This window comes from Nocardia nepalensis, from assembly GCF_048910785.1.
Classification (GTDB): Bacteria; Actinomycetota; Actinomycetes; order Mycobacteriales; family Mycobacteriaceae; genus Nocardia; species Nocardia nepalensis.
The window spans coordinates 143,678-170,425 of the sequence record NZ_JBKBET010000017.1; the positions used below are offsets into that span (position 1 = coordinate 143,678).

General features: G+C 66.4%; 25 protein-coding genes. 8 read left to right on the forward strand and 17 right to left on the reverse strand.

What is annotated here, in order from left to right:
* Window positions 1-4: 4 nt before the first annotated feature.
* Window positions 5-1,216, reverse strand: coding sequence for a dephospho-CoA kinase (gene coaE, locus ACHQ4I_RS10205; protein WP_420771440.1), 1,212 nt, complete (start codon window positions 1,214-1,216; stop codon window positions 5-7).
* A 351-nt stretch (window positions 1,217-1,567) separates the two neighbouring features.
* On the opposite strand from coaE, the gene ACHQ4I_RS10210 reads away from it, so the two are divergent.
* Window positions 1,568-1,726, forward strand: a complete 159-nt coding sequence (locus ACHQ4I_RS10210; RefSeq protein WP_420771441.1) for a hypothetical protein — start codon at window positions 1,568-1,570, stop codon at window positions 1,724-1,726.
* 182 nt (window positions 1,727-1,908) lie between these two features.
* A complete protein-coding gene (locus tag ACHQ4I_RS10215; protein ID WP_420771442.1) occupies window positions 1,909-4,158 on the forward strand; it encodes an MMPL family transporter in 2,250 nt (749 codons plus the stop codon).
* Here ACHQ4I_RS10215 and ACHQ4I_RS10220 read toward each other — a convergent pair.
* From ACHQ4I_RS10220 to rpsA, 5 genes are all read right to left on the reverse strand, one after another.
* Window positions 4,145-4,777 (reverse strand): TetR/AcrR family transcriptional regulator, encoded by a 633-nt coding sequence (locus tag ACHQ4I_RS10220; RefSeq protein WP_420771443.1) that lies wholly within the window; start codon window positions 4,775-4,777, stop codon window positions 4,145-4,147. The genes ACHQ4I_RS10215 and ACHQ4I_RS10220 overlap by 14 nt on opposite strands.
* Before the next feature lie 21 nt (window positions 4,778-4,798).
* Window positions 4,799-6,343, reverse strand: a complete 1,545-nt coding sequence (locus tag ACHQ4I_RS10225; protein ID WP_420771444.1) for a phospholipase C — start codon at window positions 6,341-6,343, stop codon at window positions 4,799-4,801.
* 255 nt (window positions 6,344-6,598) lie between these two features.
* On the reverse strand, window positions 6,599-8,038 hold the full coding sequence (locus ACHQ4I_RS10230) for an SPFH domain-containing protein (RefSeq protein WP_420771445.1): 1,440 nt from the start codon (window positions 8,036-8,038) through the stop codon (window positions 6,599-6,601).
* A gap of 121 nt (window positions 8,039-8,159) precedes the next feature.
* Window positions 8,160-8,660, reverse strand: coding sequence for a hypothetical protein (locus ACHQ4I_RS10235; RefSeq protein ID WP_420771446.1), 501 nt, complete (start codon window positions 8,658-8,660; stop codon window positions 8,160-8,162).
* A 230-nt stretch (window positions 8,661-8,890) separates the two neighbouring features.
* Window positions 8,891-10,360: a 30S ribosomal protein S1 gene (gene rpsA, locus ACHQ4I_RS10240; protein WP_040689126.1), complete on the reverse strand. Its 1,470-nt coding sequence runs from the start codon at window positions 10,358-10,360 to the stop codon at window positions 8,891-8,893.
* A 290-nt stretch (window positions 10,361-10,650) separates the two neighbouring features.
* On the opposite strand from rpsA, the gene ACHQ4I_RS10245 reads away from it, so the two are divergent.
* Complete coding sequence (locus tag ACHQ4I_RS10245) at window positions 10,651-11,505, forward strand: class I SAM-dependent methyltransferase (protein ID WP_420771447.1); 855 nt, start codon at window positions 10,651-10,653, stop codon at window positions 11,503-11,505.
* An 18-nt stretch (window positions 11,506-11,523) separates the two neighbouring features.
* Here ACHQ4I_RS10245 and ACHQ4I_RS10250 read toward each other — a convergent pair whose 3' ends face one another.
* Window positions 11,524-12,111, reverse strand: coding sequence for a TetR/AcrR family transcriptional regulator (locus tag ACHQ4I_RS10250; protein WP_420771448.1), 588 nt, complete (start codon window positions 12,109-12,111; stop codon window positions 11,524-11,526).
* A 43-nt stretch (window positions 12,112-12,154) separates the two neighbouring features.
* On the opposite strand from ACHQ4I_RS10250, the gene ACHQ4I_RS10255 reads away from it, so the two are divergent.
* Window positions 12,155-13,051: an SDR family NAD(P)-dependent oxidoreductase gene (locus ACHQ4I_RS10255; RefSeq protein ID WP_420771449.1), complete on the forward strand. Its 897-nt coding sequence runs from the start codon at window positions 12,155-12,157 to the stop codon at window positions 13,049-13,051.
* A gap of 63 nt (window positions 13,052-13,114) precedes the next feature.
* On the opposite strand, the gene ACHQ4I_RS10260 is transcribed toward ACHQ4I_RS10255, so the two are convergent.
* From ACHQ4I_RS10260 to ACHQ4I_RS10270, 3 genes are all read right to left on the reverse strand, one after another.
* Window positions 13,115-13,285, reverse strand: a complete 171-nt coding sequence (locus ACHQ4I_RS10260) for a type II toxin-antitoxin system antitoxin (protein WP_420771450.1) — start codon at window positions 13,283-13,285, stop codon at window positions 13,115-13,117.
* A 9-nt stretch (window positions 13,286-13,294) separates the two neighbouring features.
* Window positions 13,295-14,179 carry an SPFH domain-containing protein gene (locus tag ACHQ4I_RS10265; RefSeq protein ID WP_420771451.1) on the reverse strand — a complete coding sequence of 295 codons (885 nt, stop codon included), beginning with the start codon at window positions 14,177-14,179 and terminating at the stop codon, window positions 13,295-13,297.
* 84 nt (window positions 14,180-14,263) lie between these two features.
* On the reverse strand, window positions 14,264-15,631 hold the full coding sequence (locus ACHQ4I_RS10270; RefSeq protein ID WP_420771452.1) for an FAD-binding oxidoreductase: 1,368 nt from the start codon (window positions 15,629-15,631) through the stop codon (window positions 14,264-14,266).
* A 71-nt stretch (window positions 15,632-15,702) separates the two neighbouring features.
* Here ACHQ4I_RS10270 and ACHQ4I_RS10275 point away from each other — a divergent pair, with 71 nt between their 5' ends.
* Window positions 15,703-16,596, forward strand: a complete 894-nt coding sequence (locus tag ACHQ4I_RS10275) for a LysR family transcriptional regulator (protein ID WP_420771453.1) — start codon at window positions 15,703-15,705, stop codon at window positions 16,594-16,596.
* Window position 16,597: 1 nt separating this feature from the next.
* Here the strand turns inward: ACHQ4I_RS10275 and ACHQ4I_RS10280 are convergent, their stop codons facing one another.
* The 4 genes from ACHQ4I_RS10280 to ACHQ4I_RS10295 form a co-directional block, all read right to left on the reverse strand.
* Window positions 16,598-17,350, reverse strand: coding sequence for an amino acid ABC transporter ATP-binding protein (locus ACHQ4I_RS10280; protein ID WP_420771499.1), 753 nt, complete (start codon window positions 17,348-17,350; stop codon window positions 16,598-16,600).
* A 41-nt stretch (window positions 17,351-17,391) separates the two neighbouring features.
* Window positions 17,392-18,354 (reverse strand): amino acid ABC transporter permease, encoded by a 963-nt coding sequence (locus ACHQ4I_RS10285; protein WP_420771454.1) that lies wholly within the window; start codon window positions 18,352-18,354, stop codon window positions 17,392-17,394.
* 3 nt (window positions 18,355-18,357) lie between these two features.
* Complete coding sequence (locus tag ACHQ4I_RS10290) at window positions 18,358-19,278, reverse strand: ABC transporter substrate-binding protein (RefSeq protein ID WP_420771455.1); 921 nt, start codon at window positions 19,276-19,278, stop codon at window positions 18,358-18,360.
* Window positions 19,279-19,480: 202 nt separating this feature from the next.
* On the reverse strand, window positions 19,481-20,572 hold the full coding sequence (locus ACHQ4I_RS10295) for an isocitrate/isopropylmalate dehydrogenase family protein (protein WP_420771456.1): 1,092 nt from the start codon (window positions 20,570-20,572) through the stop codon (window positions 19,481-19,483).
* 107 nt (window positions 20,573-20,679) lie between these two features.
* On the opposite strand from ACHQ4I_RS10295, the gene ACHQ4I_RS10300 reads away from it, so the two are divergent.
* Together ACHQ4I_RS10300 and trxA are read left to right on the forward strand one after the other, a co-directional pair.
* Entirely contained in the window at window positions 20,680-21,201 is a 522-nt protein-coding gene (locus tag ACHQ4I_RS10300) for a 2'-5' RNA ligase family protein (RefSeq protein WP_420771500.1), read from the forward strand.
* A gap of 68 nt (window positions 21,202-21,269) precedes the next feature.
* Window positions 21,270-21,638 (forward strand): thioredoxin, encoded by a 369-nt coding sequence (gene trxA / locus ACHQ4I_RS10305; RefSeq protein WP_420771457.1) that lies wholly within the window; start codon window positions 21,270-21,272, stop codon window positions 21,636-21,638.
* 70 nt (window positions 21,639-21,708) lie between these two features.
* On the opposite strand, the gene ACHQ4I_RS10310 is transcribed toward trxA, so the two are convergent.
* Window positions 21,709-22,137, reverse strand: coding sequence for a 2-isopropylmalate synthase (locus tag ACHQ4I_RS10310; RefSeq protein WP_420771458.1), 429 nt, complete (start codon window positions 22,135-22,137; stop codon window positions 21,709-21,711).
* Window positions 22,138-22,513: 376 nt separating this feature from the next.
* Between ACHQ4I_RS10310 and ACHQ4I_RS10315 the strand changes: the two genes are divergently transcribed.
* Window positions 22,514-22,825: a DUF6191 domain-containing protein gene (locus ACHQ4I_RS10315; protein WP_420771459.1), complete on the forward strand. Its 312-nt coding sequence runs from the start codon at window positions 22,514-22,516 to the stop codon at window positions 22,823-22,825.
* A 60-nt stretch (window positions 22,826-22,885) separates the two neighbouring features.
* Here the strand turns inward: ACHQ4I_RS10315 and polA are convergent, their stop codons facing one another.
* Together polA and ACHQ4I_RS10325 are read right to left on the reverse strand one after the other, a co-directional pair.
* The gene (polA, locus tag ACHQ4I_RS10320; protein WP_420771460.1) at window positions 22,886-25,630 is read right to left on the reverse strand and encodes a DNA polymerase I; all 2,745 of its coding nucleotides are present in this window, start codon (window positions 25,628-25,630) and stop codon (window positions 22,886-22,888) included.
* Window positions 25,631-25,683: 53 nt separating this feature from the next.
* Entirely contained in the window at window positions 25,684-26,697 is a 1,014-nt protein-coding gene (locus ACHQ4I_RS10325) for a neutral zinc metallopeptidase (protein WP_420771461.1), read from the reverse strand.
* Window positions 26,698-26,748 lie beyond the last annotated feature (51 nt).

Genomic DNA, 26,748 nt, shown 5'->3' on the forward strand with positions numbered 1-26,748 from the left:
CAGATCAGTGTTCGACGCTGTCGCGCCAGGCCAGGGCCCGGTCGTAGACAGCGTCGAACCAAGGTTCCTTGACATCGAGGTAGGCCAGGGTCGCCGCCTCCCCTGTCAACCCGGCTGCCTTGGCCTCACCCTCGCGCTTGACCTCCAGGTACTCCGCGCGCGCCGCCTCGTCGGCGCGCAGCCAGTCGCGGAACAGCAGCGCGAACTCCTGGCCCGGCGAGCCCGCGACGCGTATATGCACATTGGCCAGCCGCCCGGGATCGGCGCTCTGGTGGAACCGCTTGGCCCACAACGCCGTATCGGAGCCCGCGGGATCGGTCGCCGTCGGCTTCGGATTGTCGCCGGTGATATCCGGCCGTACCGGAAAACCCGCCGCCCCCAACGCATCCCGCAATCTGTCGGCGGCCATGAGATCCGCGACGGTGATCTGCAGATCGATCACATCCTTGGCGGGTAATCCGGGCACCGCGGTCGAACCGATGTGATCGATCCGCGACGCCGCCGAACCGCAGGCCACCCACAGCCGAGCGATGAGCCGCTGCGCCTGCACCGCCCACTCCGGATTCGCGGGGACCACGCGCACTTCCTTGCGCCGCGCGGGTGTCCCGGTGCGCAGATTGGCTTCGAATGGCACCAGCCGCTGCGCCCACAATTGCCGGACCACCGGATCGATCTCCCCCGATGCGCCGCTATTGTCCAACAGCACATCCGCCACAGCGCGCCGCTGTTCATCGGTGGCCTGCGCCGAAATACGCGCCCGCGCATCCGCTTCGGAAACGCCGCGGAATTCCGCCAGTCGCCGAATCCGAATTTCCGCGGGCACGTCGACAATCAATACGAGATTCATCAGCGGCGCGAGACCGTTCTCGACCAAGAGCGGAATATCCTGTACGAGAATCGCATCCGACGGCGCGGCGGCAATTAATTCCGCGGTGCGTTTACCGACCAGCGGATGGACAATGGAATTCAGCGTCGCGCGCGCGTCATCGTTCCCGAATGCCCGCGCCGCAAGTGCGGGCCGGTCCAGACTGCCGTCGGCGGCGAGGATATCCGGCCCGAACGCGTCGACCAACGCCGCAAGGCCCTCGGTACCCGGTTCGACGACCTCCCTGGCGATCACGTCGGAGTCGACGATCACCGCGCCGAGATCGGCGAGAATCCGCGCCACCGTCGACTTACCCGCTCCCATGCCTCCGGTGAGGCCGATCCGCAACATTCGACCAGTCTCGCATCCGCGATCTCGTGCCGACCGAACCCCCTGGCACGCACACTGCACCCAATCGGCCTGAATACCCACTCGCGCCGCGCATTCCACCATCTGAAACGCCATTTGCCCGATCCGTGACTCCGCCGAGACCATCTCGCAACATTTCCGGTCGAATCGGACGCGCGGGCGACAACTTTCCGACACGCCGAGGCCATTACTTGGGCAAAATACTCTGCCGAGTACTTTCGTTCGACTAATCTTCGCCGTGGCGATCAAGGCCAGCACCAGCAAGCAAAGGAACAACCATTGGGCACCAAAATCAACCAGACGGGTCGCCACCGCCTGGGTAGAGCGGGGGGCATGCACTGCATCAAGCACCCCGCCGTTGCGGCCGCGCTCGCCGAGCACCGCCGTTCATGGTTCACCGCCTTGATCAGCCCCGCTCGCCACAGCTTCGCCGCCATGCGAAAACGCTCCGCCGCGGCGACGGCGTACTGGGCACCCGCGACCGCCAGCTGAGTCCGGCCTCCTATCCGGCCACAAACTTCCAGTTGACCCAGCCCTACCAGGGCTGGGTCGCTTTTTGCTGCCCACACCGGGCGCAGATTCCTGACAGTCACTTGCACTTTTGACGCGCCCATCCTTACGATGGCGAAAAATACCTGAGAGTGACTCCCAGGTTGCTTTCCTCCGGAGGGGCGATGACTCAGCTGACCGCGACCAGGCCGGACCCAGCGGAGTTCGAGAGGCGCCCCGGGAAATTGGGCATGGTCGGCCGCTGGGGTGTGCTGATGGCCCGCCATCGCCGAATAGTGCTCGGCGCTTGGCTGCTGTTCGCCATCGCCTGTGGATCGGCCTATCCGGCCCTGCACGACCGCCTCAGCACGCCCGACTACTCGGTCCCCGGCTCCGAATCGGTTGCCGTCGATCATCTTGTGGCCGAACACTTCGCGCGCTTCGGCACCGAACAGGACCTCATCGTCTTCCACTCGGACCGAAGCACCGTCGACGCACCGGAATTCCGTGCGGTGACCGATCGGGCACTGGACACGACCCGGGCCACCTCGGGTGTGGCGGGGGCGATCGGCCCGTTCGAAGGCAATGCGGCAGCTCAGATCTCGGCCGACCGCCACACCGCCTTCGGCATCGTCGGCGTCAATGGCGAGACACCCGAACGCGTCGAGATCGCCAGAGGACTACAGACCGGCTTGGCGGCCGCATCGGATTCCGGCGTCGAGGCCATGATCACCGGATTCGCGCCAGCACAGGCCGATCTCATCGAGATCGAGACCGCCGATATGCAACGCGCCGAGGCCATCGGCCTACCGGTGGCGACGGGGGTGTTGGTGCTGGCCCTCGGCGCGATCGTCGCGGCCACCCTGCCCATCACGGTCACCGCGGCGGGTATCGCGGTCGCCGTCGGCGCACTCTTCGGCCTGACCACCTTCCTCACCTTCGACTCGCTGGTGCTCTCGGTGGCCACCATGATCGCCACCGGCACCGCGATCGACTACGCGATGTTCGTCGTGAGCCGGTTCAACGAGGAACTGACCCGGCGCGGCGCGCGCGACCGAAGATCGACCGCGGATACCTCGGCAGCGGTCGGCACCGCCATGGATACGACCGGCCGCACCATCCTGGCCTCGGGATTCATCGTGATGATCTCGCTGTGCGCGCTGTCGGTGGTCGGGCTGCCGATGCTGAACGGCGTCGCGACCGGCGTGGTCGTGGCGGTCATCGCCACCCTGATCGCCGCATTCACCCTGCTGCCCGCTCTGTTGGCAACGCTGGGTCCGGCGGTGAATCGCGGTGCACTGCCGCTGCGGCTGCGTCCCGCCGAGGTGCGGTCCGCCGCGGCGTCGAGTGCGTGGGCACGGTGGGCGCATACCGTGATGGGACGCCCGGTGCTCTTCGGCGCGATCGGTGTCGGCCTGCTGCTGGCCGCGGCGGCTCCGATCACCGGCATCCGCTATGGCGTCGATATGGGTCTCACCTCGCTCGCGGCACGACCGACCGGGCAGGCGACCGAACTCGTGCGACAGAATTTCGGACCCGGTCTGCTCGCGCCGATCGAGGTGGTCGCAACCGGCCCGGACAGCGGGCCGCTGAGCGACGAAACCCGTTCCGACATGAACCGATTCGTCTCCGAGCTGTCCCGTGATCCGCGCATCGCCACGGTGCTGCCGCAGCAGGCTGATGGCAGAGCGCTCGCCATCGTGGTACCCAAGGCAGCATTCGATTCGACCACAGCCACCGATCTGGTCTCCGATATCCGTTCCCGCGCAACGGCTCTCGATGGCGTCGAGGTCCGGGTCGGCGGTACTTCCGCATCGTTCGCCGATGTGTCGCACCGGATCACCGCCCGCTTCCCCTGGGTGATCGCGCTCGTGCTGACGGTGTCGCTGGCATTCCTGATCATCGCGTTCCGCAGTATCGTGTTGGCGCTCGAGGCGATTCTGCTGAATCTGCTGGCCACCGGCGCGGCGCTCGGTCTCACCGTCGCGGTATTCCAGCACGGGGTCGGCGAAGCCGCACTTGGATTCCACAGCACCGGATTCCTGCAGGTATATCTGCCGATGCTGGTGTTCGCCGTATTGTTCGGCCTGTCCATGGATTACGAGGTGTTCCTGATCCGGCGGATGAAGGAACGCTGGGACGAAACCGGCGACAATACCGCCGCGGTCGCCGATGGGCTGCAGCGCACCGCGCGGCCGATCACCGCGGCGGCTGCCATCATGGTCGCGGTGTTCGCGAGCTTCCTGACCGCGAATGTGCTGGAACTGAAGCAGATCGGGTTCGCGCTGGCCGTGGCCGTCACGATCGACGCATTGCTGGTCCGGCTGGTGTTGGTGCCCGCCTTTATGCAGTTGTTCGGCCGGTGGAACTGGTGGCTGCCGCGGATCGGCAGGGCTCCGGTCTCCCGCACGGTAACCGTGGCTACCGGAACATGACCTCGATCGAATCGACGATCGATCCGATCGCCTTGGTGTAGACGTCCTTGAGACGTTCGGTGAAACCCGTTGCGGCCCAATGGTCCAGGGCCGCGGCGCCGCCCCATACCCCGGCCGCCGCCGCGATGCCGATGGCCAGGTCGTTGGGGTCACGGCCGGTGCGTTGGGCGAACAGCAGCCGGAATTGGTCTGCCATATCCCGCATCTGGCGGGTCTGGCCGTCCCTGATCTCCGGAATCGATGCCACGTATTGCAAGCGTCTGCGAATCCGGAGTTCGGATTCCGGCGTCAGCAACGACTCGATCAGCACAGGGACGATCAGCCGCGCGATGCGCACCAATTCGGCGGGCTCGACGGCATCGCCGCCGCCCGCGGTCCGCATGACATCGAGCACCCGCGGATCGGCCTCGTCGTAGAGGACGAGCATCTCCTTGGTGCCGAAGTACCGGTAGACCGAACTCGGCGACACACCGGCCGCCGCCGCGACCCGCTCCACCGTCACATTGCGGTACCCGTGTTCGTCGAACAGATCCAGCGCCACCTGCTGGATGCGGCTCATCGCCTCGATCTTCCTGCGTTCCCAGGCGGTCGAGGGAAACTCCACGGCGGAATCGGACATCAGGGCAAGAATACCCGCGGCCTAACCCCGGACGATGCCGCTCGGCTCGCGTCGCGTGCCCGGGCGCTGGGTCGGCATCTGGTTGGGCGGTACCGGATACGGGACGCCCCTGTTCGCCGTGCCCAGCGCGATATTCGGCCCGCATTGGGCAACCGCGCCATCGATCTTCGGCTTCGGATCGCTCAGCACCGGCTTGGCGGCATTCGGGGTCGATCCGAAATCGAAGGCCGAGGTCATATCGCCGGTGACGCCGCGCCGCCACTGCGTCAGATTCGGCACCTCGACGCCGAACCGGGTTTCCAGCAGTCGCAGCTGGGAGGTGTGGTCGAAGGTCTGCGAGGCGACGAGCCCGCCGCGGCTGTACGGCGAAATCACCAGGCCGGGAACGCGATATCCCAAACCGATCGGACCCGCGATACCGCTCGACGACTTCACTCGATCCAGTGGCACGGTGACGAACTCCCCCGGCGTGCCCGCCGGTGCGGTCGGCGGGGTGACGTGGTCGAAAAAGCCGCCGTTCTCGTCGTAGCTGATGATCAGCGCGGTCTTCTCCCAGACCTTCGGGTTGGAGGTGAGGATATCGAGCAGTTGCACGATGCCGTACGCGCCGAAGGCCGCGGGCAGGGCGGGATGTTCGCAATTGATCAGCGAGGGGATCACCCAGGAGACGGCGGGCAAGGTGTCGTTGGCGACGTCCGCCTGAAAATCGTTGGGGTACACCGGCGCAAGTCCGCGCCGGGCCAGTTCGGAATTCGGATCAGACGATTGGGTGAAGCAGCCGAGCATGCCGTCCAGGAGCACCGAGGACAGCGGGCCGACGTCGCGGTTGTTGTAGATCTTCCAGCTGACGCCCGCCTCGGACAGGTTCTCCGGATAGGTGCGCCAGCTGTACACGTGCTGCGGGAGCAGGGTGGGCGTTTCCAGCAGCGGTCCGCCCGCTACGCCGTCGGGGTCGATGGTGGCGCTGATCCAGTACAGCCGGTTCGGATCGGTGGGGCCGAGGACCGAACAGTGGTAGTTGTCGCAGATGGTGAACGCGTCCGCGAGCTCATGGTGGATCGGAATGTCCTCGGGCAGGTAGTAGCCCATGGCCGCAGGGGCATTGGCCGGGCCGACGCTGGCGATGGACATCGGCATCCACTGGTCGTTGGCGCCGCCGTTCCACGCCCGGTGCATGCCGCCCCAGCTGTGGTCCGGATCGTTGATGCACTCGCCATCGAGGGTCGCACCGCGGGTGGTGTCGAGGCGGAACGGGTTAACGAAACCGTCCGCACTCGGGCCGACACCGGGCGTCCAGCCGTACTGCTGCCAGGCCTTCGAGGCCTCGCCGAAGCCGCGGACGCCGGACATGGTGCCGAAATAATGGTCGAAGGAACGGTTTTCCTGCATGAGCAGAACGAAGTGTTCGATATCGCCGAGCCCGCCGGTGCCCGCCGGATCGGCGGCGTAGGCGCGTTCGATGATCGGATTGGCCCAGGACGCCAGTGCGCCCACCGCTCCGGCCGCGGCGGCCTTCGCCAGGAACTGCCTACGATTGAGACCGCTGAACGGACTCGCTGCGCACATGCGTACTGTCCCTTCCCTTGTCGCCAGGTCCGACGGGCTCGATCGAGCCGGGCGCCGCCCATTCGACTGCACCCTACCCGAAGTCGATCATGCTTCCCGGCGAAGTTGGTCAATTGTCCGACTTATCGCTATAACGCCGTTCACGTGCGCCGAAGCCTACGCGAGCCGATATGGCACGAAGCGATTCCAGCTGGCGTGGCGCACACCGCCGACACATGGACCGCGCGGGCAATCGAGACTATGTGCGGCGCAGCCTTACTCGTCGAGCCGGGGCCGGCTGGACTCGGGGGCGGACCGTCCCGTCGACCACGCTTCGACCACACCCGTCAACTGGCCGATCAGCGCGGACAGCCCGGACAAGTCACCGCCTAGCTGGTACGTCTTCAGCTCAGCGGGCGTCGGCAACTGCGCGACGATCTGCGGAAGCGAATCGACCAGTTGCGCTTGGGTGGCCGAGGCGGAGCGCTGATTGGTGTTCTCGATCCGAATCCGATCCCGTTCCAGATCCAGCAGCGCGTCATCGTGCGCTGCTTGGGAACGCCTTGCCGCGACGGCGATCTCACCGTCGAGCTCGAGCTGCCGCAATTCCAGCGTCCTGCGCAGATTTTCGGCACGCTCGGCGTGCTGCTCGCGCTCCAACCGCAGCGCGTGCAGCGCGGTCTCCTGGGCGAGATCGGCGACCGCGCGCTCGTCGTCGTGCTCACGGGTGGTGCGCCGCAACCGTTCCGCGGTCTCCCGGTCGAATCGCGCGGCCTCATTGCGGGCCCGCAGTTCGGCCAACTCTCGCTCGTTCTCGATTCGCCGCTCCTCGGCGATCCGGTTCGCCTCGGTTTCGCGAGCCGAAAGCACCTCTTGCGCAGCGAGTTCCGCGAGACGGGCGATCTGGTTCTGTTCACTGCGGTAGGGCTTCTGCAGATTCTCCCACAGCGTCGAGGAACTGACCACCGCCTCCTTGATCTGCACCGTGACGATGCGCAATCCGAGCCCACGATCGCTGTCCGCCTCGGTATTTCGGTCGGCGCTGCCCTCCGCCACCGCGCGCAGCCGCGCGGTCAACTCCTCGATGATCGGCTGCTTATCGCTGAGCACATCGCGCACGCCCATCGTGGATACTTTGTCCTTGATGGCGGCCTCGGCCTGCTCGCGCAGCTGAATGTTGACCAGCCGCATGGGATCTTCGGCATCGGAGAAGTCCAGCTTGCGGTAGGCGGTGGCGAAATCCTCGATGATCCACTGCACATAGCCCTGCACCAACACGCCCTGCAGTTCGCTGCAGATGCAGTAGGCGTTGATGAGGATCGTCTGCATCGCGCCTGGCACAACGAGATACGAGTCGGTCGCTGGGTTGAAGCGGAATGACACCCCGAGACCGATATGCAGCGGTTCGGCGCGGCCCCGGCGCGTGTGCACGACAAAGGCATTGGGCGGCACCAAAACCGTTTGCCAGCGCCAGAATCCGGTGACCCGGACCTCCACCGGGCCGGGGCCGCTGCCCTGCGGCGTTGGCGCGACCCGATCGGCCCGTTTCGCCATCGCACCGCGTCGCACCGGACCACCCGGCGCGGGCGGTGCCCCCGGGGCGGCCAGCGGCGCCGGTGCGGCCGCGGGCTTGCGCGTACGCAGATCTCCCTCGAGCGCCGCCTGCTGCGCCACCACTTGGTCGAGATAATCGTTCTTGCCCGGATTGCTCCCCATGCCTGGGCACACTACCGGCGAATCCGGTCGGCTACCCGGCGAATTCAGTTGGCGCACAACCAACACGCTCGACCAGGAACGACCGCACCCCAACCGGCTATCGGTTGGAGTGCGGTCGCCCTTAGGTCACCATCTGCGCGACGACCGAGGCCGAGAGGCTGCTGCCACAGTAGGACGGTTCGCCGGGCATGATGTCGACTGACCGATATTCCCGGTACATGATGGACCCACCAGCGGCCGTGGCCCAGCGGTTGATCTCATACACCTGGATCGAGCCAGCGGGCAGCCGCGTTTCCGGGGCAGAAGGCTGTTCCCACAACACGGCTCCGTTCGCGTCCGTCAACCGCGCCGCGCCGCGCCAACCGCCACGGTCGCCGTTGTTGTGCACCTCGATCGACCTGATGAACACCTCACCTAAATTGATATCGCCGGTATTGGCGGCGATAAACGCGTCCATTGGGGCGTCGAAGCAGTCCGCTTCATTCTTCACCCAGCTGTTCACCCCAATCCATTGCCAGGTATTGGGCCGCACCGTCGTGGGTCCGGGTGGTGGCAGGTAATACGCGAGCGCGGTCCCACTCATGCCCATCGAAATGACCGCCCCGAGCGCGACCGCGATCAACCCTCGCGAAGCGACAGACTTACCTTTGGCCAGATACCCCGCCCGACTCGACTCCCCCTTGTTGATGTTCCAACCCATCGTGTTCCCCTCCCAGGTGTCGCGGTTGTTCTCGACACCGAGACTCGCGCAACGACATTGGCGAATCCTTAACAGCCGCTGAAAGCTCCTGCGGCAACACGAAGGCCCCGGTCCGATCGGACCGGGGCCTTCGTGTTAATGCTCTACCCGAATCAGGCGTTGCCGGAGAGCTTCTCCCGCAGAGCCGCGAGCTGGGCGTCGCTGGCCAGCGAACCGCCGGCGGGCTCGGCCTGGCCGGAGGACGCCTGCGAACCACTCTCGGAGGAGTAGTTGCCCGACGCGCCGCCGCCGTTCGCGGCCTCGGCCGCGGCGTCGGCCGCCATCTTCTCCATCTGCGCGGTGTGCATCTTGTGGCGACGCTCCGCCTCGGCGTAGCGGCCTTCCCACTCTTCGCGCTGCTTGTCGAAGCCCTCGAGCCACTCGTTGGTGTCGGGGTCGAAGCCCTCGGGGAAGATGTAGTTGCCCTGGTCGTCGTAGCTGTCGGCCATGCCGTACTTCGACGGGTCGAACTCGGCGTGGTAGTCCTCGTTCGCCTGCTTCAGCGACAGCGAGATCCGGCGACGCTCCAGGTCGATGTCGATGACCTTGACCATCGCGTCGTCGCCGACCGCGACAACCTGGTCCGGGACCTCCACGTGGCGCTCGGCCAGCTCGGAGATGTGCACCAGGCCCTCGATGCCCTCTTCGACGCGCACGAACGCACCGAACGGAACCAGCTTGGTGACCTTGCCCGGCACGATCTGGCCGATCGCGTGGGTGCGGGCGAACTGACGCCACGGGTCTTCCTGGGTCGCCTTGAGCGACAGCGAAACCCGCTCGCGGTCCAGGTCGACGTCGAGAACCTCGACGGTGACCTCGTTGCCGACCTCGACAACCTCGGACGGGTGGTCGATGTGCTTCCAGGACAGCTCGGAGACGTGCACCAGACCGTCGACGCCGCCCAGGTCCACGAAGGCACCGAAGTTGACGATCGAGGAGACCACACCCTTGCGGACCTGGCCCTTCTGCAGCTGGTGCAGGAACTCGCTGCGGACCTCGGACTGGGTCTGCTCGAGCCAGGCGCGGCGGGACAGGACCACGTTGTTGCGGTTCTTGTCCAGCTCGATGATCTTGGCCTCGATCTCCTTGCCGACGTAGGGCTGGAGGTCGCGGACGCGACGCATCTCGACGAGCGAGGCGGGCAGGAAGCCGCGCAGGCCGATGTCGAGGATCAGGCCGCCCTTGACGACCTCGATGACGGTGCCCTTGACGGCCTCGTCCTTCTCCTTGAGCTCCTCGATGGTGCCCCACGCACGCTCGTACTGCGCCCGCTTCTTCGACAGGATCAGGCGGCCTTCCTTGTCCTCCTTGGTGAGAACAAGAGCCTCGACCTCATCGCCCACGGAAACGACCTCGTTGGGGTCGACATCGTGCTTGATGGAGAGTTCGCGAGAGGGGATGACGCCTTCGGTCTTGTAACCGATGTCGAGCAGGACCTCGTCGCGGTCGACCTTGACGATGGTTCCTTCGACGATGTCGCCGTCGTTGAAGTACTTGATCGTGGCGTCGATGGCGGCGAGGAAGTCCTCGGCGGAGCCGATGTCGTTGACGGCTACCTGCGGCGAGGTGACGGTGGTGGGCATATGTCGGTTTGCTCCGGACGGATTGTGGTCGGTTGCGGACATTGGAACTTTCGGTACGCTGCGAACTCACCGCGATGACGCGACGTGACGGACATAATGAACGTACCGCACGCAAACGCTTGTGAAACTCAGCACGGGCGTTGGTGTTACTTCAGTGCAGTTGCCGTCGCAGACTGTTACTGCAACGACACCGGTACGGCAGTACCCAAGACACTCGCGCGTTCAGCGTACGCGACCTTGGTCCAGCCGGGCAAACCGGTCCGGACGCCACGCCGGGATAGTCTGACGGCGTGTCGGAAGATCGCCATGCGCAAGCAAATGCACTGCTCGGGACCACCGGTACCGCGCGGACCCGGATCGGCTCGGCGGCCAGCCAGCAGGCCAGCCGCCGCTGGTGGGATGCCGACGCCACCGAGTATCACGAAACCCACGCCGAATTCCTCGGCGTCGACTCCCCCGACGGCGAATTCATCTGGTGCCCGGAGGGCCTGCACGAGGGCGATATGCACTTCCTCGGCGAGGTCGCGGGCAAGCGGATCCTGGAGATCGGGTGCGGGTCGGCGCCGTGTTCACGCTGGTTGGCCGGGCAGGGGGCGCATCCGGTCGGGCTGGACCTATCTATGGGGATGCTCGGGCGAGGGCTGGCGGCGATGCGGCGCGGCGGACCGCAGGTGCCGTTGGTGCAGGCGGGGGCGGAGGCCTTGCCCTTTGCCGATGCATCGTTCGATATCGCCTGTTCGGCGTTCGGCGCGGTTCCGTTCGTCGCGGATTCCGAGTTGGTGATGCGTGAGGTCGCGCGGGTGCTGCGGCCCGGTGGCCGATGGGTGTTCTCGGTGAACCATCCGATGCGGTGGATTTTTCCGGACGATCCCGGCCCCGCGGGGCTGACCGCCTCGATTCCGTACTTCGACCGCACTCCGTATGTAGAGGTCGACAGCGAGGGCGCGCCGACCTACGTCGAGCACCACCGCACGATCGGCGATCGGGTGCGCGAGATCGTCGCCGCGGGTCTGGTGCTCGATGACATCGTGGAACCGGACTGGCCGGAATGGCTCGAGCGCGAGTGGGGGCAGTGGAGTCCGCTGCGCGGCGAGCTGTTCCCGGGGACCGCGATCTTCGTCACCCACAAACCGGCTCGCGGCTGAGGCTTTGTAGGCCCCGGATCAGGTACTGGCCGAACGGAATTCGGCGAGGAGGGCGGCGCGCGCATCGGCTATGTGCGATCCCAGGTCGCCGCCGGTGCGCAGCCAGATCTCGTAGCCCGCGAAGAAACAGGCCATGCCGACCTTGGCCCAGAGCAGTGGCCGCACATCCGCGCCCACCTCGACGCCCATCCGGCGCGCAAGATGTTCTGCGACAAGGGATTCCACCGCGCTTCGCTTGGCGAGCTCGCGGGCTTGCAGGGCCGGGGTGGCCGCGATCAGCGTATCGCGCGCCCGCGCGTCGGCGAGGCGGTCGGCGAAGCGCTCGACCAGCGGGCCGATGACCGCGGCCATGGTTTCCTCCGGGGATTCCTCGGCCGGGCGGTCGGCGAGCAGCCGGGCCAGCTCCGCGCGATGGTCATCGTCCTCGGCGAAGAGCAGTTCGTCCTTGCTCGGGTAGTAGCGGTGCAGGGTGCGCGTCCCCACGTCGGCCTCGGCGGCGATATCCGCCACGGTCACCGAGTCGTAGCCGTGTTCGACGAATAGCCGCAGCGCGGCATCGGCGATCGCCCGCCTGGTCCGCTCCTTCTTCCTGTCCCGCAATGACATCGGGATATTGTCGCACAGTGCGTCATATGGCAGACTCTGCCATATGACAACAAGTGACAGAACTGTTGTGATCACCGGTGGCACCAGCGGACTCGGCCGCGAATGCGCCAGGGCACTGGCCGCCGATCCACGGTGGACAGTCGTCGTCACCGGTCGCGACGCCGACCGAGCCCGAGTGGAGGCCGCCGCCATCGGGGCGCACGCGGCAGCGCTCGACCTCGGCGCACTCGCCTCCGTCGCCCACTTCGCCGACGAATTGCGCGGGCGCGGACTGCCCCCGTTGCACGCCCTGGTGTGCAACGCCGGACTGCAGTTCACCCGGCGCAGCTACACCGAGGACGGCGTGGAGGCCACCTTCGGCGTCAACCATCTCGGACACCTCGCGCTGGTCCAAGCGCTGCGGGACGACCTGATCGCGCCAGCCCGGATCGTCTTCGTCACCTCGGGCACGCATGATCCGGATCAATTCACCGGCATGCCGCATCCGCTGGACACCAACGTCCGCGAACTCGCCTACCCGCCCGAGCCGACCGAATCCGCGCAGCGCGACGGCCGCCGTCGCTACAGCACGTCGAAGCTGGCCAACCTCCAGACCACCTACGAATTGGCCCGCCGGCTCGCGGCGCGCGGTATCACGGTGAATGCCTTCGATCCGGGACTGATGCCGGGCACCGGACTCGCCAGGGATGCCGGATCGGCGGCACAACTGTTGTGGCGCACGGTCGCTCGGGGTCTGGTGCTGCTGCCAGGGGTGAATACGCCGCGCCGATCGGGCGCTGATCTGGCTCGGCTCGTCACCGATCCGTCGCTCGCCGAGGTGACCGGCCAGTATTTCGTGGGCCGCACCGCGAAGCCGTCGTCGAAGGCGTCCTATGACCGCGAAGCACAACGCGCGCTGTACGCCGATAGCCTCGCACTCCTCGGCGAACTCGCACGCTGACGACGATGCCGAACACTCTCCGGTGTTCGGCATCGTTGCGGCAGAGCATATTTCGCGGCCCGGCTACTCCTCGACGGGTTTGGCCTTCGGGCCGCGCCCGGTCTGCTTCAGCGCGAGGCGCAATGCGTACTCGATCTGGGCGTTGATGCTGCGCAGGTCGTCGGCGGCCCACTGGGCAATGGCCTCGTGGATCGCCGGGTCCAGGCGTAGCAGGATCTTCTTGCGCTCGGCCATGAGAACGACTCAGGAGTAGAGCGAGCCGGTATTGACGACGGGTTGGGTGGCTCGGTCACCGCAGAGAACGACCAGCAGGTTGGACACCATGGCGGCCTTACGCTCCTCGTCGAGTTCGACCACACCCTGTTCGGCGAGCCGGTCCAGCGCGAGGCCGACCATGCCCACCGCACCCTCGACGATCCGGGTGCGTGCGGCGACGACCTGCGCCGCCTGCTGACGCACCAGCATGGCCTGGGCGATCTCCGGCGCGTAGGCGAGGTGGGTGATCCTGGCCTCGATGACCTCGATGCCCGCCAGATCGGTGCGCTCGCGCAGTTCGATGGTCAATTCCTCGGCCACTTCGGTGCCGTCACGCAGGCTGGTGGTGTTCTTGTCGTGCGCGTCGTAGGGGTGGGTGGTCGCCAGATGCCGCACCGCCGCCTCGGACTGGGTCGCCACGTACTCCTCGTAGTCATCAACCGAGAACGCGGCCTTGAAGCTGTCGACCACCCGGTAGACCACGACGGCGGCGATCTCCACCGGATTGCCGTCGGCATCGTTGACCTTGAGCTTCTGGGTCTCGAAATTGCGCACCTTCAGCGAGATGCTGCGGCGGTCCGCAAGGGGCACCACCGAGAAGAAGCCGGGTTCGCTCAGCGAGCCGACATAGCGGCCGAAGAACTGGACGACCTTGGCCTCATTGGGGTTGACCACGGTGAGCCCGGTAGCCAGTAGCAGGAGCACGACCACCAGCACGGTCGCGACGATCGCGCCGATCAGGGCGGGCACGTTGTCGTTGTGCGCCGCGGCGGCATAGCCGGCGATGGCGCCGCCACCGATCAGGAGCGTGAGCACAAACCACGACACCAGCACGAGAAAGCCGTTGACGTGGAACGCCGGCCGAAGCTTCATGACATCCTCCGAATATCAAAGTGATATCACTAAGATAGCACTCGACCGCCCCGGGCGACAGGAGCTCCGGGACGGTCGCCGCGATCAGTTCGCGGGCTCGATATTGCGGTTGAAGCGGAACATATTGCGCGGGTCGTACTTCGCCTTCAATGCCGACAGCCGTGCGTAGGTATCCGGCGCATATCCGCCTCGGGTCTGCGCTTCGTCGGCGGCGGCACCCGCGCCGTAGAGGAAGTTCAGGCTGTGGCCGACGGTCCACGGCGCGAGCGCCGCACGGACCACCGCGTGCTCCTCGGGAGCCGCGTCACCCGCATCGGCTCCGGGCATGGTGATGACGCGAACGATGTACTCGGCGTCGCGGTTGTCGACGGCGATGGCCGCAGGTCCGGGCCGGCGCAGCGCGCCACCGAGGTGCCGGATATCAACCACCGCCTGGATCTGCGATTCCGGTCCGGTGGCGGCGAGCAAGGCCGACAACGTTTCTCCGGTCAACTCGGCTAGCAGCGCATTGGTGGCGGCATAGGCATGCGGGTGATCGGGATCGCTGTGAATGGTGTGCGATTCGGTGTACGGCATGACCCGCAGGTCGTCCTTCAGGCGATTCCCGACCGCACGCAGCGGGGCCACCAGACGCTCGCCCTCCTCCGCGGATCCGTTGTAGGCGATCCGAATCGACGCCACATAGCGGCCGCGCAGCGGCTCCGGAATCTGCGGAATAGGCGGGAAGGTCATGACGGTGACCGTCGAGGTCAGCTCGTCGGGAAGTGTTGCGGTCCAGTCCTTCCAGGCTTCCAGGGCCTGTTCGACCAGAGGGGTGTCGAAGACCAGCTGGCCGCCGTAGACGGTGGCAACCGGCACCAGCTCCAGTTCCAGCGCGGTCACCACGCCGAAGTTTCCGCCGCTGCCGAGCACCGCGCCGAAGAGCTCGTCGCCACGGCTGAGCGTGCGCACCCGGCCGTCCGCGGTGACCAGTTCGATGACGCGCACATGTTCAGCGGCATAGCCGAATTGCCTTGCCAGCAGGCCCAATCCGCCGCCCAGGCTGTAGCCGACGACGCCGACCGACGGCGAGGACCCGTTCAGCGGCGCCAGCCCGTACTGCGCGGCGGCCTCGACCAGCGCGCCCGCGCGCACTCCGGCGCCGACGCGGGCGGTCCGGGTCTGCGGGTCGATTCGGATATCGGTCATCCGGCGGGTACTGATCAGCACGCCGCCGTCGGCCGCGACCGAGAGCCCGTGCCCAGTGGCCTGGACCGCCACCGGAAGTCCGTGGCGCGCCGCGTATTCCACCGCGCTGCGCACATCCTCGGCGTGCACCGCACCGACGACCAGTGCGGGGCGATGGGTGTACGCGGCCTGGAAGCCGGCGATTTCCGCGTCGTATCCGGCATCGCTGGGGCGGAAGACCGGGCCGGTGAAGGTGTCGACGATCTGCTCTGCGGTATTTCCCATGACTTAGACAATGCCCGCGCGCCAATCAGAAGTACAACAGATAGTTCTGCTCACTCCTATAATCATCATTTATGGAACTGCGTCAGCTCCGCTACTTTGTGACCGTGGTCGAGGAGGCCAACTTCACCCGTGCCGCCGCCCGACTGCATCTGGCCCAGCCCGGGCTCAGCGCGCAGATCCGCCAGCTCGAACGTGAACTGGGACAACAGCTTCTCGATCGAGGCAGCCGTTCGGTGACGCCGACCGAGGTGGGCGCGGCGGTGCTGGCGCATGCCAGGGCCGCGCTCGCCGCGACCGAGCGGATCACCGCGACGGTCGACGAATTCACCGGACTGCTGCGCGGACACGTCCGCGTCGGCTGCATCTCCGGCACCGCGAACGAGGACTTCGATATCTCCGCGGTCCTGGCGGACTTTCACGACGACCACCCACAGGTCGGCATCAGCCTGACCGAGGACACCTCCGAACGCATGCTGGCGGCGGTGCGCAGTGGTGCGCTGGATATCGCGCTGATCGGGTTGACAGGTGCGGAGATCGACGCCGATATCGGCATCGATGTGGTGCTCGATACACCGGTGGTCGCGGCGGTCGGACTCGACCGGAAGGACCGTGCCGCGATCGCACTCACCGAACTCCGCGATCAACCGCTGATCTGCCTGCCGCGCGGCACCGGAATCCGGGGTGTCTTCGACCGTGCTTGTGCCGCAGCCGGATTCGAGCCCGACGTCGCCTTCGAGGCCGCCGCTCCCCCGCTGCTATTGCGCCTCGCCGCCCGCGGCCTCGGCATCGCGGTGGTGCCCGCCCTGACCGCGACGGAGGCCGCGGCATTCGGCGTGCGGGTGCGGCCGATCATCGAGCCGGAGCTACGCGGACAACTCGCCCTCGCCTGGCGGCGCGATCGCCCGAGCAGCCCGGCCGCGAAGGTCCTGCTCGGACAACTCCGTATCGGATTGGGCCGCCGCTGATTCAGAGCAGCCGCGACAGGAACGCTTTGGTGCGTTCCTGTTTCGGCTCGGCGAGGACCTCACTCGGATTGCCGGCCTCGACGACCACACCGCCGTCCATGAACACCAGTTGGTCGGCGACCTCACGGGCGAAACCCATTTCGTGGGTGACGACCACCATGGTCATACCGTCGGCGGCGAGTTCGCGCATGACCTCGAGCACCTCACCGACCAACTCCGGATCCAGCGCCGAGGTCGGCTCGTCGAACAGCATCAACTTGGGATCCATGGCCAGCGCACGGGCAATGGCGACACGCTGCTGCTGACCGCCGGAGAGCTGGGCCGGATAGGCATTCGCCTTCTCCCCCATGCCGACTCGCTCCAGCAGCTCATGTGCGCGCGCCACCGCGTCGGCCTTGCGGATGCCCTTCACCTGGGTCGGCGCCTCGACGATATTCTCCAGCGCCGTCCGGTGCGGGAACAGGTTGAAGTGCTGGAACACCATGCCGATATCGCGGCGCTGCCTGGCCGCATCGCGCGGGTGCAGTTCGTAGAGCTTGCCGCCCTTTTCGCGATAGCCGATGAGATCGCCGTCGACGTAGAGCCGACCCGCGTTCACCTGCTCGAGGTGGTTGATGCAGCGCAGAAACGTCGATTTGCCCGAACCCGACGGCCCGATCAGACACAGCACATCACCGCGCCCGACCTCGAGTGATATGCCCTTGAGCACCTGCAGCGCACCGAAGTTCTTGCACACCCGATCCGCGAGGATCATCGGCTGCGGGTCGGTCGGCTCGATCTTGTCCGCTTTCGCGCTCATTTCGCCTTCACAATCGTCTGAGCGTCGGCCAGTTCCCGCAACTGCTTGGCGGTCAGCTGCCGCGAGGCGCCCCGCGAGTAGTAGCGCTCCAGGTAGAACTGTCCGACCATCAGCACACTGGTGACCGCGAGATACCAAGTGGCGGTGACCAGTAGCAATGGAATCGGCTGGAAGTTCACGCCGTAGATATCGCGGGCCCGCCCGTACAGGTCGGTGCTCAATGGGATCGCGGTGACCAGCGCGGTGGTCTTCAACATGCCGATGAGCTCATTGCCGGTCGGCGGGATGATCACCCGCATGGCCTGCGGCAGCACGGTCCTGCGCATGGTCTGCGACCACGACATGCCGAGCGCCGTCGAGGCCTCACGCTGCCCCTCGCCGACGGAATTGATTCCGGCGCGAACGATTTCGGCCATATACGCCGCCTCGTTCAGCGCCAGACCGATCACCGCGAAGGCGAACGCGGCCTGCAATCCCTGCACATCGATCCGCACGAACTCGGGCCCGAACGGCACACCGAGCTGGATCGACTTGTACAGCGACGGGAAAAGCCCCCAGAACACCAACTGCACGAAAACCGGTGTGCCACGGAAGATCCAGAGATACACCCAGGCGGTCGAGCGCAGCACCGGATTCGGCGACAGGCGCATCACCGCCAGCACCGTGCCGAGCACGATGGCGATCGCCATCGCGAGCACGGTCAGCTCGAGGGTGACCAGCGCGCCGGCGGCGATCCGGCTGTCGAACAAGTACTTTCGATAGGTGCCCCATCCGTACGCGGGGTTGGTGGCCGCGCCGTAGAGGAAGAGCCCGAGCAGGGCGAGGACGATCGCCGCGGCGATCCAGCGGCCCGGCCTGCGTAGTGGAACGGCCTTGATCGGCTCCGGTTCTGCCGTGTCGATCGGCCCGCCGGGCCCGGTGTTGTCACCGGGCGCCGACGTGGTATCAGGTGAAGACATCGATCAGCTCTCGGCGCCGTTGATGACCGACTTGGTGATCGCGCCCTCCTGCACACCCCAGTTCTTGGTGATCTCCAGGTACTTACCGTTGTCCATCAGGTGCTGGACGGCGGCCTGCAGCGCCTTGCCGAGCGCCGAACCCTTGGGGATGGCCCAGCCGTAGGGTGCGGAGTCGAAGACCTTACCGGCCGCCTCGATCTTGCCGCCGCTCATCTTGATCGCGTACGCGGTCACCGGCGAATCCGCCGACATCGCGTCGACTTGGCCGAGCACCAGGGCATTGGTCGCCGCGCTCTGCTCGTCGAACGGCTTCTTGTCGATGGCGGGCTTGCCCGCTGCCTCGCACTTCTTGCTGCGGGACGGGATATCGTCGGTGTCCTGGACCGTGGTGGCCTGCACCGCGACCCGCTTACCGCAGGCGTTGTCCGGGTCGATCGGCTTACCCGTCTGCTGCGCCCACTGGGTTCCCGCGTTGAAGTAGGTGGTGAAATCGACGCTCTGCTCGCGTTCCTTCGAGTCGGTGATGGAGGACATGCCGACGTCGTAGGTGCCCGCCTGAATCGCGGGAATGATCTTCTCGAAGGAGGATTCGACATATTCGGCCTTCAGGCCGAGGGTCGCGGCGACCGCGTCCATCAGGTCGACATCGAAGCCGACGATCTTGCCGCTCGCATCCTTGGACTCATTGGGCTGGTAGGGGATGTTGACTCCGACGACGAGCTTGCCCGACTGTTTGATCTTGTCCGGGAGCAACGCGGCGGCTGTATCGAACTTGTCGATACCCTGCACCTTGGCGACCGTGGGCGCGTTGTCCTCGGTGTTACTACAGCCCGACATCACCAGCACCCCACCGGCGAGTACGCACACCGCTTGCAGGGCGCGCCTGCCAAGAACCGATCGAACAGACACAGCAGCCCTCCACATTTCGGATTCGAGAAACCCGGGCGTCACCACCCGTTTGGCAATCTAAGCGATCGAGCCGTCTCGTGCTGGACAGTAACGGAAGATTATCCGTTCTGTGCGGAACACTCCGAGCACAGCAAACACTCAGGCACCGGCGGTGGACCCTACCGGATGGCTCGATGTTCGAACGAGTTGGGTTCCCGGGTCGCGCGCAGGGTCCGCGTCAGCGCCGATGTACCCGCGCGCGGACCTGCTCGGTGAATTCGCCGGTCGAGGCGAGACCGCCCAGGTCGGCGGTGGCGACTCCGGCGGCGAAGGTGGCCGCGATGGCGCGTTCGATGCGCTCGCCGGCGCTCACCAACGCGCGGTTGTTATCGCGAATTCCAAGCCAGTGCAACAACATTGCCGCCGAGAGCTGCAGCGCCGCGGGGTTTGCGCGGTTGTGTCCGGCCAGGGTCGGTGCGGCACCGTGCACCGCCTGGGCCATCGCCTTGGTCGCCGAGCAGTTCAGCGACGCGGCGATGCCGAGCGATCCGCTCAACTCCCCCGCGAGATCGGAAAGGATATCGCCGAAGAGATTCTCGGTCACCAGCACGTCGTAATCGCGGGCGGCGCGGACCAGATGGGCGGCGGTCGCGTCGACGTGTTCGTCGTCGACCTCGACGCCCGGGTAGGCGCGTGCCACGTCGTAGCAGACGTCGCGGAACAGGCCCATGGTCATGGGCAGCACATTGGCCTTGTGCACGATGGTCACCCGCTTGCGGCGCGCGGCCGCGAGCCGGAAGGCCTCGTGCGCGATTCGCTCGCAGGCCTGCCGAGTGATCACGCCGACCGCCATGGCGACGTCGGGGGTCGGCCGGAATTCGCCGGATCCGGCGAACATATTGCGGTCGGCGTAGAAGCCCTCGCTGTTCTCCCGGACGATCACCAGGTCGATATCGGGTGCGGTCGCCTTGATTCCGGCGAAGGCGCGGGCGGGGCGGATGTTGGCGTAGAGGCCGAAGCGTTTGCGGATCGCGCCGCCGGGGGCGATGCGGTGCTGGGGTGGATAGGACGCGTTGTCGTGCGGGCCGAGGATCCAGGCGTCGAGTTCGTCGAGGGCCGCGAGGGTTTGTTCGGGCAGCGGATCGCCGAATTCCTCGATGGCGCGGTGTCCCATCAGCAGGGGAACCCATTCGACCGCCGTCGCGCCCGCCGCGGCCAGCGCTTCGTCGACCGCGGCGCGGGTGGCGGCAACCACCTCGGGTCCGATGCCGTCACCGTCGATCAGGCCGAGTCGCACAGGCGACGCGACACGTTCCCTCGCAGCGTTCACCGGGTCATCCTCCCGCGAGGTGATCGGTGTACCGACACTCGGGCTCCATTACGGCTACGCGTGTTCGCCGCCCATCGTGCCGCAAGGACGGCTAACCTCTCGTGAACATGGTGCAATCGGTCGAATTGCTGTTGGACGACGCGGCCGATGCCGAGATCCGGCGGCAGTGGCAGTTGCTCGCGGATGCCGGCATCCCGAGTTTGGCGGGGAAGAAGATCGAGGCCAACCGTCCGCATATCACCGTCGCGGTGGCCAGGCAGATCTGGCCGCGCATCGACCAAGCCCTGGAGCAGCTGACCTTCCGGCCGCTTCCGGTGCGACTCGGCGGGCTGCTGGTCTTCGGCGCGCGCCATCCGATCCTCGTCCGGAGTGTGGTGCCCTCGGAGCAGCTGCTCGCACTGCAGCGGCGCATCTTCGCCGCGGTATCGCAGTGTCCCGGGATTCCGGCGAATGTGCACCCCGATGAGTGGACGCCGCATATCACCCTGGCCAGGCGGGTGCCGACACACCATCTCGGTGAGGCGATCCACGCGATCGCCAGGGACCGTGATTTCCCGGCCACCGTGGTGGGTATCCGGCGTTGGGACGGCGATCAGCGGCGCGAGTGGCCGGTCGCCCGGGGAAGATAGAGACAGCGCCGGAAGATAAAGACAGCGCCGGGCGTTATAGCTGGCGAAATACGATACGAGAGGACGTCATGGCCACCCAGACGCTGAACCAGCAGAATTTCGATGAGGTAGTCACCGGGAACGACGTGGTACTCGTCGATTTCTGGGCCGACTGGTGCGGTCCGTGCAAGAGCTTCGCGCCGACCTTCGAGGCCTCCTCGGCCAAGCATCCGGATGTTGTGCACGGCAAGGTGGACACCGAGGCCGAACAGGGTCTGGCCGCCGCCGCCAATATCCGCTCCATCCCGACCATCATGGCGTTCCGTGAGGGCGTGCTGGTCTTCGCGCAGCCGGGCGCACTGCCGCCCGCCGCGTTGGAGGATCTGGTCACCCAGGTGAAGGCGCTGGATATGGACGAGGTGCGCAAGCAGCTCGCGGAGCAGCAGGCCGGAGAGTAATTCGGCGCACTGAAACCGACGGGCCGTTCACATTCTTTCGGAATGTGAACGGCCCATTGCGTTTTCGGTCTCAGGCACCCAGCTGGTTGACGCCCGCGATCATGGCGCGGACCGTCGATTCGGCGCCGTCGTCGGCCAGGGCCGCACCCCAGCCGCGCCTGCCGTTGCATTCGCATTGCACGAAGGTCGCCGTGCCCGCATCAGTGCGGCGCTGGTGGAATTGCAGGATTTCGACCGGATAGCCCTCGTCGTAGAGGGCCGAGGTCATCGCTGCCACCGGACTCCCGGTGGCGATCACCGTGCGCAGGTGGTCGGTGAACTCGAGCGTCGCGGTGAACTCCGCGCTCCGGTTGCCCGCAGGCGACCAGTCACCGACCCGGATCGGGCCGGTGAGCTCGCAATAGCGGTGGTGGAATTGCGCCGGTGTCAGGTCGACGCATTCGGCGCGTAGCGCCTTGGGGGCGGCTGCGATGAACGTGAGTGGGTCAAGAGTCAGCATGGTCATGGTGCGTAGGTCTTCCCGAGGATTGTCTTCTCAATTGACAGAGGGGACCAGCAGTAAGTTTTCAGTAGCCCGCAGCGAGGGGGCCGGTCCGAATCAGACCCCGCTACGGCGGGTTACTACGAGAAGTCGCCGGGTTGCCACCATCGCGGTAAGCGGAATTAGCACTGCGCTGTCGCGGTCTGCGACATTCAGCGCGGCGCTGTGGCGGTCGACGGGATTCGGCACGCGGACCAGAATATGTCGACCTTGACGCAATAGCAACCACATTTACTGCCCCGTCGCGCCTACTCGCGAGTATCATCCGCGCAGCTCAGAGGTGTCACCCTGACGGAGGATGGCAGGCCGCCGACGCGACGGTACTTTCGGTCACATGGGTGCCCTCGTCGCCATGACCATCCCCGGGTTGGCAATACTGCTGATCGGTCTCGCGTTCATCGAGGTGCTGTGGAATCGACTCACCGGAAGCCGGATCCCGCCTTGGTTCCGCCACCGCAAGCACACGCCGGTGGCCGCGACCGGATTCGAGCAGGTGGCAGCGGCTTTCCAGGGTTCCAAGCACCACGAGTTCGAGCAGCGGCAGACGGCTTTGATGCACAAAGAGGACAAGTCCGACGGTGCGCCGCCGCGCGACGAGATCGATCTGAATGCGGGCTCGGCGAAGCTGGTTCGGCGCGAGCGGTAATCGCTCGATCCTGAAACGCGGTGCGGCACACCGGATATCCGATGTGCCGCAGGACCGGACTCAGTGCGCGGCGGCGTCCCAGCTGCGGCCGGTGCCGACGGATACGTCCAACGGCACCGACAGGGTGATCGCCGAGGACATCTGCTCGCGGGCCAGTGCCTCCAGGGTCTCCTTCTCCCCCTCGGCGACCTCGAAGACCAACTCGTCGTGGATCTGCAGCAGCATGCGCGAGCGCAGGCCCGCCTCCCGAATCGCCTTGTGCACGTTGATCATCGCCACCTTGATGATGTCGGCCGCGGTGCCCTGGATGGGCGCGTTGAGGGCCATGCGCTCGGCGGCCTCGCGGCGCTGGCGGTTGCTGGAGTCCAGGTCGGGCAGGTAGCGGCGGCGGCCGAAGAGGGTTTCGGTGTAGCCGACCTTGCGGGCCTGCTCGACGACCTCGTAGAGGTAGTCGCGGATGCCGCCGAAGCGATCGAAGTAGACGTCCATATGCTCCTTGGCCTCTTGCGTGCTGATCCTCAGCTGCGTGGAAAGGCCGTAGGAGCTCAGGCCGTAGGCCAGGCCATAGGACATCGCCTTGATGCGGCGGCGCATCTCCGGGGTCACCTCCGAAAGCGGGATGTCGAAGGCCTTGGACGCGACGAAGGTGTGCAGGTCCTCGCCGGAGTTGAAGGCCTCGATCAGGCCCTCGTCACCGGAGAGGTGGGCCATGATGCGCATTTCGATCTGGCTGTAGTCCGCGGTCATCAGCGACTGGTAGCCGGGGCCGACGACGAAGGTGTCGCGGATCTGGCGGCCGGTGTCGGTGCGGATCGGGATGTTCTGCAGATTCGGCTCGGTCGAGGACAGTCGCCCCGTCGCGGCGATGGTCTGGTTGAAGGTGGTGTGGATGCGACCGTCGTCGGCGACGGATTTGAGCAGACCGTCGACGGTGACCTTGAGCCGGGTGGCGTCGCGGTGTTCGAGCAGATGCTGCAGGAACGGGTGTTCGGTCTTCTCGAACAGCGATTCCAGCGCGTCGGCATCGGTGGTGTAGCCGGTCTTGGTGCGCTTGGTCTTCGGCATATCGAGCTCGTCGAAGAGCACCACCTGCAGCTGCTTGGGCGAGCCGAGGTTGATCTGCTTGCCGATCACGTCGTAGGCGGCGTTGGCCGCATCGCTGACCTTATCGGCGAATTGGCGCTGCAGGGTCTCGAGCTGGTCGATATCGACCGCGATGCCCGCGTTTTCCAATTCGGCGAGCACGCTGAGCAGAGGCAGTTCCATATCGTCGAGCAGTGCGCTGGATTCGATCTGGCGCAGTTCGCCGTCGAGGGCCTCGGCCAGGTCGAGGACGGCCCTGGCGCGCAGCATTTCGGTCTGCGCCATCTCGGCGTCCACGGTGTCGGCATCGTCGAGCAGGGACAGCTGCGGGGTTTCGTCGGTCTCGGCGCGCAGCTCGCGGTGCAGATAGCGCAGTGACAGATCGTCGAGGTTGAAGCTGCGCTGGCCGGGGCGGACCAGGTAGGCGGCCAGGGCGGTGTCGCTGGTGAGACCGGCGAGGGTCCAGCCGCGCCCGCGCAACGCGTGCATCGCGGCCTTGGCCTCGTGCAGCGCCTTCGGTACGGCGGCATCGGCGAGCCAGGCGCCCAATGCGGCTTCGTCTTGCGGGGTCAGCACGGCGACATCGATATAGCCGCTCTCGCCGTCCGCGGCGGCAATGGCGAGCGCGCGCGCGTCGCCGCTGCCGGGCGTGCTATTGCCGACCACCGAAATGCCGTGGCGAACACCGGTTTTCGCATGCTCGGCGAGCCAGCCGGCGACCGCGCCGACCTCGAGCGCGCCGCCGCTGATCTCGAAGCCGGATTCGGCCTCGGGCTCCGGCGGGGCGAGGGTTTCGAAGAGCCGGTCGCGCAGCACCCGGAACTCCAGGTCATCGAAGAGCTGGTGGATCTTATTGCGATCCCACGGCTGCTGGGCCAGTTGCTCAGGGGTGTAGGGCAGCGCGACGTCGCGGACCATCTCGGTGAGCTGACGGTTGAGCACGACGCTGCTGAGGTTGGCGCGCAGTGCGTCGCCGACCTTGCCCTTCACCTCGTCCACCTTCTCGACCAAGGTGGTCAGGTCGCCGAATTCGCGAATCCACTTGGCGGCGGTCTTCTCCCCGACGCCCGGAATGCCCGGCAGGTTATCGCTGGGGTCGCCGCGCAGCGCCGCGTAATCCGGGTACTGGGCCGGGGTCAGCTGATATTTGGCCATCACCTCGTCGGGGGTGAAGCGCGTGAGATCGGAGACGCCCTTGCGCGGGTAGAGCAGGGTGACGTCATCGCTGACCAATTGGATGGCGTCGCGGTCACCGGACACGATGAGCACCCGGAACCCCTGGGACACCGCCTGGGTGGCGATGGTGGCGATCAAGTCATCGGCCTCGTAACCCTCGATGGCCATGACCGGAATGCCCATCGCGCCGAGCACGTCCTTGGTGAGCTCGACCTGGCCGCGGAATTCATCGGGCGTGGCGCTGCGCCCCGCCTTGTACTCCGGGTAGGCCTCGGTCCGGAACGTCTTGCGGTTGACATCGAACGCCGCGGCGATATGCGTCGGCTTCTCATCGCGCAGCAGATTGATCAGCATCGCGGTGAATCCGTAGACCGCGTTCGTGGTCTGCCCCGTGACCGTTTTGAAGTTCTCCGCGGGCAGCGCGAAGAACGCCCGATAGGCAATCGAATGCCCATCCAGCAGCAGCAACGTCGGCCGCTCACCACCCGCATCGCTGGCTGCTGCGGACACGGCGCTGGAACGCTGATCAGTAGTCGCTGGGGTCACGTGCAAGAGTCTAGAGAGCAGGTCCGACATGTCATCGGCAACCTCCGGATCGCTCATGCCACGTGGGCCGGGGAGCTGTACCAGGTGTTGCACTCCCAGGTGTCGCCCTTGTCGGAGCCCCATTTCCACCAGCCCCACACATTTTCCTCGGTGCCCTGCATGCGCTGGCTGCCGGTGTCACCGATGCCGCGGACGGTGCGGGAGGCCTCGGTCCAGGTTTGCTGGTCGATATCGCCGCGGCCGAAGTTGGTGCCGAGGAACATCCCGGAGAAGCAGCGCGCCTGCAGTTCCATGCGGCGGCTCTGTTCTTGGCCCGCGGCGGTGTCCTTGCCGAGGTTCGAGCGCTTCTCGGTGTAGGCCTGCGTGACGCCGATCAAGTTCTGCACGTGGTGGCCGTACTCGGTGGTGAGCACGGCCAGTTGGGCACCGCGGCGGGAGCCGCCGGTCTGCGGCCGGATGGCGTCGTAGGGCAGGACCAGTGTTTCGTCGAGGGCGCAGTAGAAGGTCGCCGGGCCGTTGCGCAACCGCTGCACACATTGGCTGACCACGTCACGGGATTCCGCGGGAGCGAGCAGCCGCGGCGGGTGGAACGGCAGTCCGGCGCCGCGCAGCGTCGGTTCCCAGGATGCGTCGAGGCAGGCGATCGCCGCCCGATAGAACGCCCGCGCCGTCTCCGGATCATCGCGCCAGGCGGGCAATCTGCAGTCGACCCTGCCGAGGCCCGCGTGCTGGGCGAAGAGCGGATGGTCGGCCAGCGCCTGCACCGGGCGGCTCGACGCCATCGGCATTCCGGCCTGCGCCGCTCCGGCCAAGGGCGCCGCGGCAACCGGCGGCGCGGCGTCACCGACCGGATTCGCCGATTCTGGCAGCGCACCGGCGAAGCCGGGCATCGACGAATTGTCGGAAATCACACGCGCCGTACGCATTTCACCCGCGCCGGCGGACTGCCCGTTCACCACGAGCAGAGTCGCCACCGCCAGCGCACCGACCACGCCGAGCACCGCCCAGGTGAGCACCAGCCGCCTGCCGCGCAACGGACCGAGCCGAGAGCTGAACGTGCTGTTCATGATCCCCCTGTGGAGCTCGATCACCGCACATTCATTGGACCCCCGCCCGGG

Excerpts from the sequence above, each read along its gene's own strand:
- coaE (WP_420771440.1), bottom strand. The coding sequence starts at position 1,216 with ATGTTGCGGATCGGCCTCACCGGAGGCATGGGAGCGGGTAAGTCGACG.
- ACHQ4I_RS10210 (WP_420771441.1), top strand. The coding sequence starts at position 1,568 with ATGCACTGCATCAAGCACCCCGCCGTTGCGGCCGCGCTCGCCGAGCAC.
- ACHQ4I_RS10215 (WP_420771442.1), top strand. The coding sequence starts at position 1,909 with ATGACTCAGCTGACCGCGACCAGGCCGGACCCAGCGGAGTTCGAGAGG.
- ACHQ4I_RS10220 (WP_420771443.1), bottom strand. The coding sequence starts at position 4,777 with ATGTCCGATTCCGCCGTGGAGTTTCCCTCGACCGCCTGGGAACGCAGG.
- ACHQ4I_RS10225 (WP_420771444.1), bottom strand. The coding sequence starts at position 6,343 with ATGTGCGCAGCGAGTCCGTTCAGCGGTCTCAATCGTAGGCAGTTCCTG.
- ACHQ4I_RS10230 (WP_420771445.1), bottom strand. The coding sequence starts at position 8,038 with ATGGGGAGCAATCCGGGCAAGAACGATTATCTCGACCAAGTGGTGGCG.
- rpsA (WP_040689126.1), bottom strand. The coding sequence starts at position 10,360 with ATGCCCACCACCGTCACCTCGCCGCAGGTAGCCGTCAACGACATCGGC.
- ACHQ4I_RS10250 (WP_420771448.1), bottom strand. The coding sequence starts at position 12,111 with ATGTCATTGCGGGACAGGAAGAAGGAGCGGACCAGGCGGGCGATCGCC.
- ACHQ4I_RS10255 (WP_420771449.1), top strand. The coding sequence starts at position 12,155 with ATGACAACAAGTGACAGAACTGTTGTGATCACCGGTGGCACCAGCGGA.
- ACHQ4I_RS10260 (WP_420771450.1), bottom strand. The coding sequence starts at position 13,285 with ATGGCCGAGCGCAAGAAGATCCTGCTACGCCTGGACCCGGCGATCCAC.
- ACHQ4I_RS10265 (WP_420771451.1), bottom strand. The coding sequence starts at position 14,179 with ATGAAGCTTCGGCCGGCGTTCCACGTCAACGGCTTTCTCGTGCTGGTG.
- ACHQ4I_RS10270 (WP_420771452.1), bottom strand. The coding sequence starts at position 15,631 with ATGGGAAATACCGCAGAGCAGATCGTCGACACCTTCACCGGCCCGGTC.
- ACHQ4I_RS10275 (WP_420771453.1), top strand. The coding sequence starts at position 15,703 with ATGGAACTGCGTCAGCTCCGCTACTTTGTGACCGTGGTCGAGGAGGCC.
- ACHQ4I_RS10280 (WP_420771499.1), bottom strand. The coding sequence starts at position 17,350 with ATGATCCTCGCGGATCGGGTGTGCAAGAACTTCGGTGCGCTGCAGGTG.
- ACHQ4I_RS10285 (WP_420771454.1), bottom strand. The coding sequence starts at position 18,354 with ATGTCTTCACCTGATACCACGTCGGCGCCCGGTGACAACACCGGGCCC.
- ACHQ4I_RS10290 (WP_420771455.1), bottom strand. The coding sequence starts at position 19,278 with ATGTGGAGGGCTGCTGTGTCTGTTCGATCGGTTCTTGGCAGGCGCGCC.
- ACHQ4I_RS10300 (WP_420771500.1), top strand. The coding sequence starts at position 20,680 with ATGGTGCAATCGGTCGAATTGCTGTTGGACGACGCGGCCGATGCCGAG.
- trxA (WP_420771457.1), top strand. The coding sequence starts at position 21,270 with ATGGCCACCCAGACGCTGAACCAGCAGAATTTCGATGAGGTAGTCACC.
- ACHQ4I_RS10310 (WP_420771458.1), bottom strand. The coding sequence starts at position 22,137 with ATGCTGACTCTTGACCCACTCACGTTCATCGCAGCCGCCCCCAAGGCG.
- ACHQ4I_RS10315 (WP_420771459.1), top strand. The coding sequence starts at position 22,514 with ATGGGTGCCCTCGTCGCCATGACCATCCCCGGGTTGGCAATACTGCTG.
- ACHQ4I_RS10325 (WP_420771461.1), bottom strand. The coding sequence starts at position 26,697 with ATGAACAGCACGTTCAGCTCTCGGCTCGGTCCGTTGCGCGGCAGGCGG.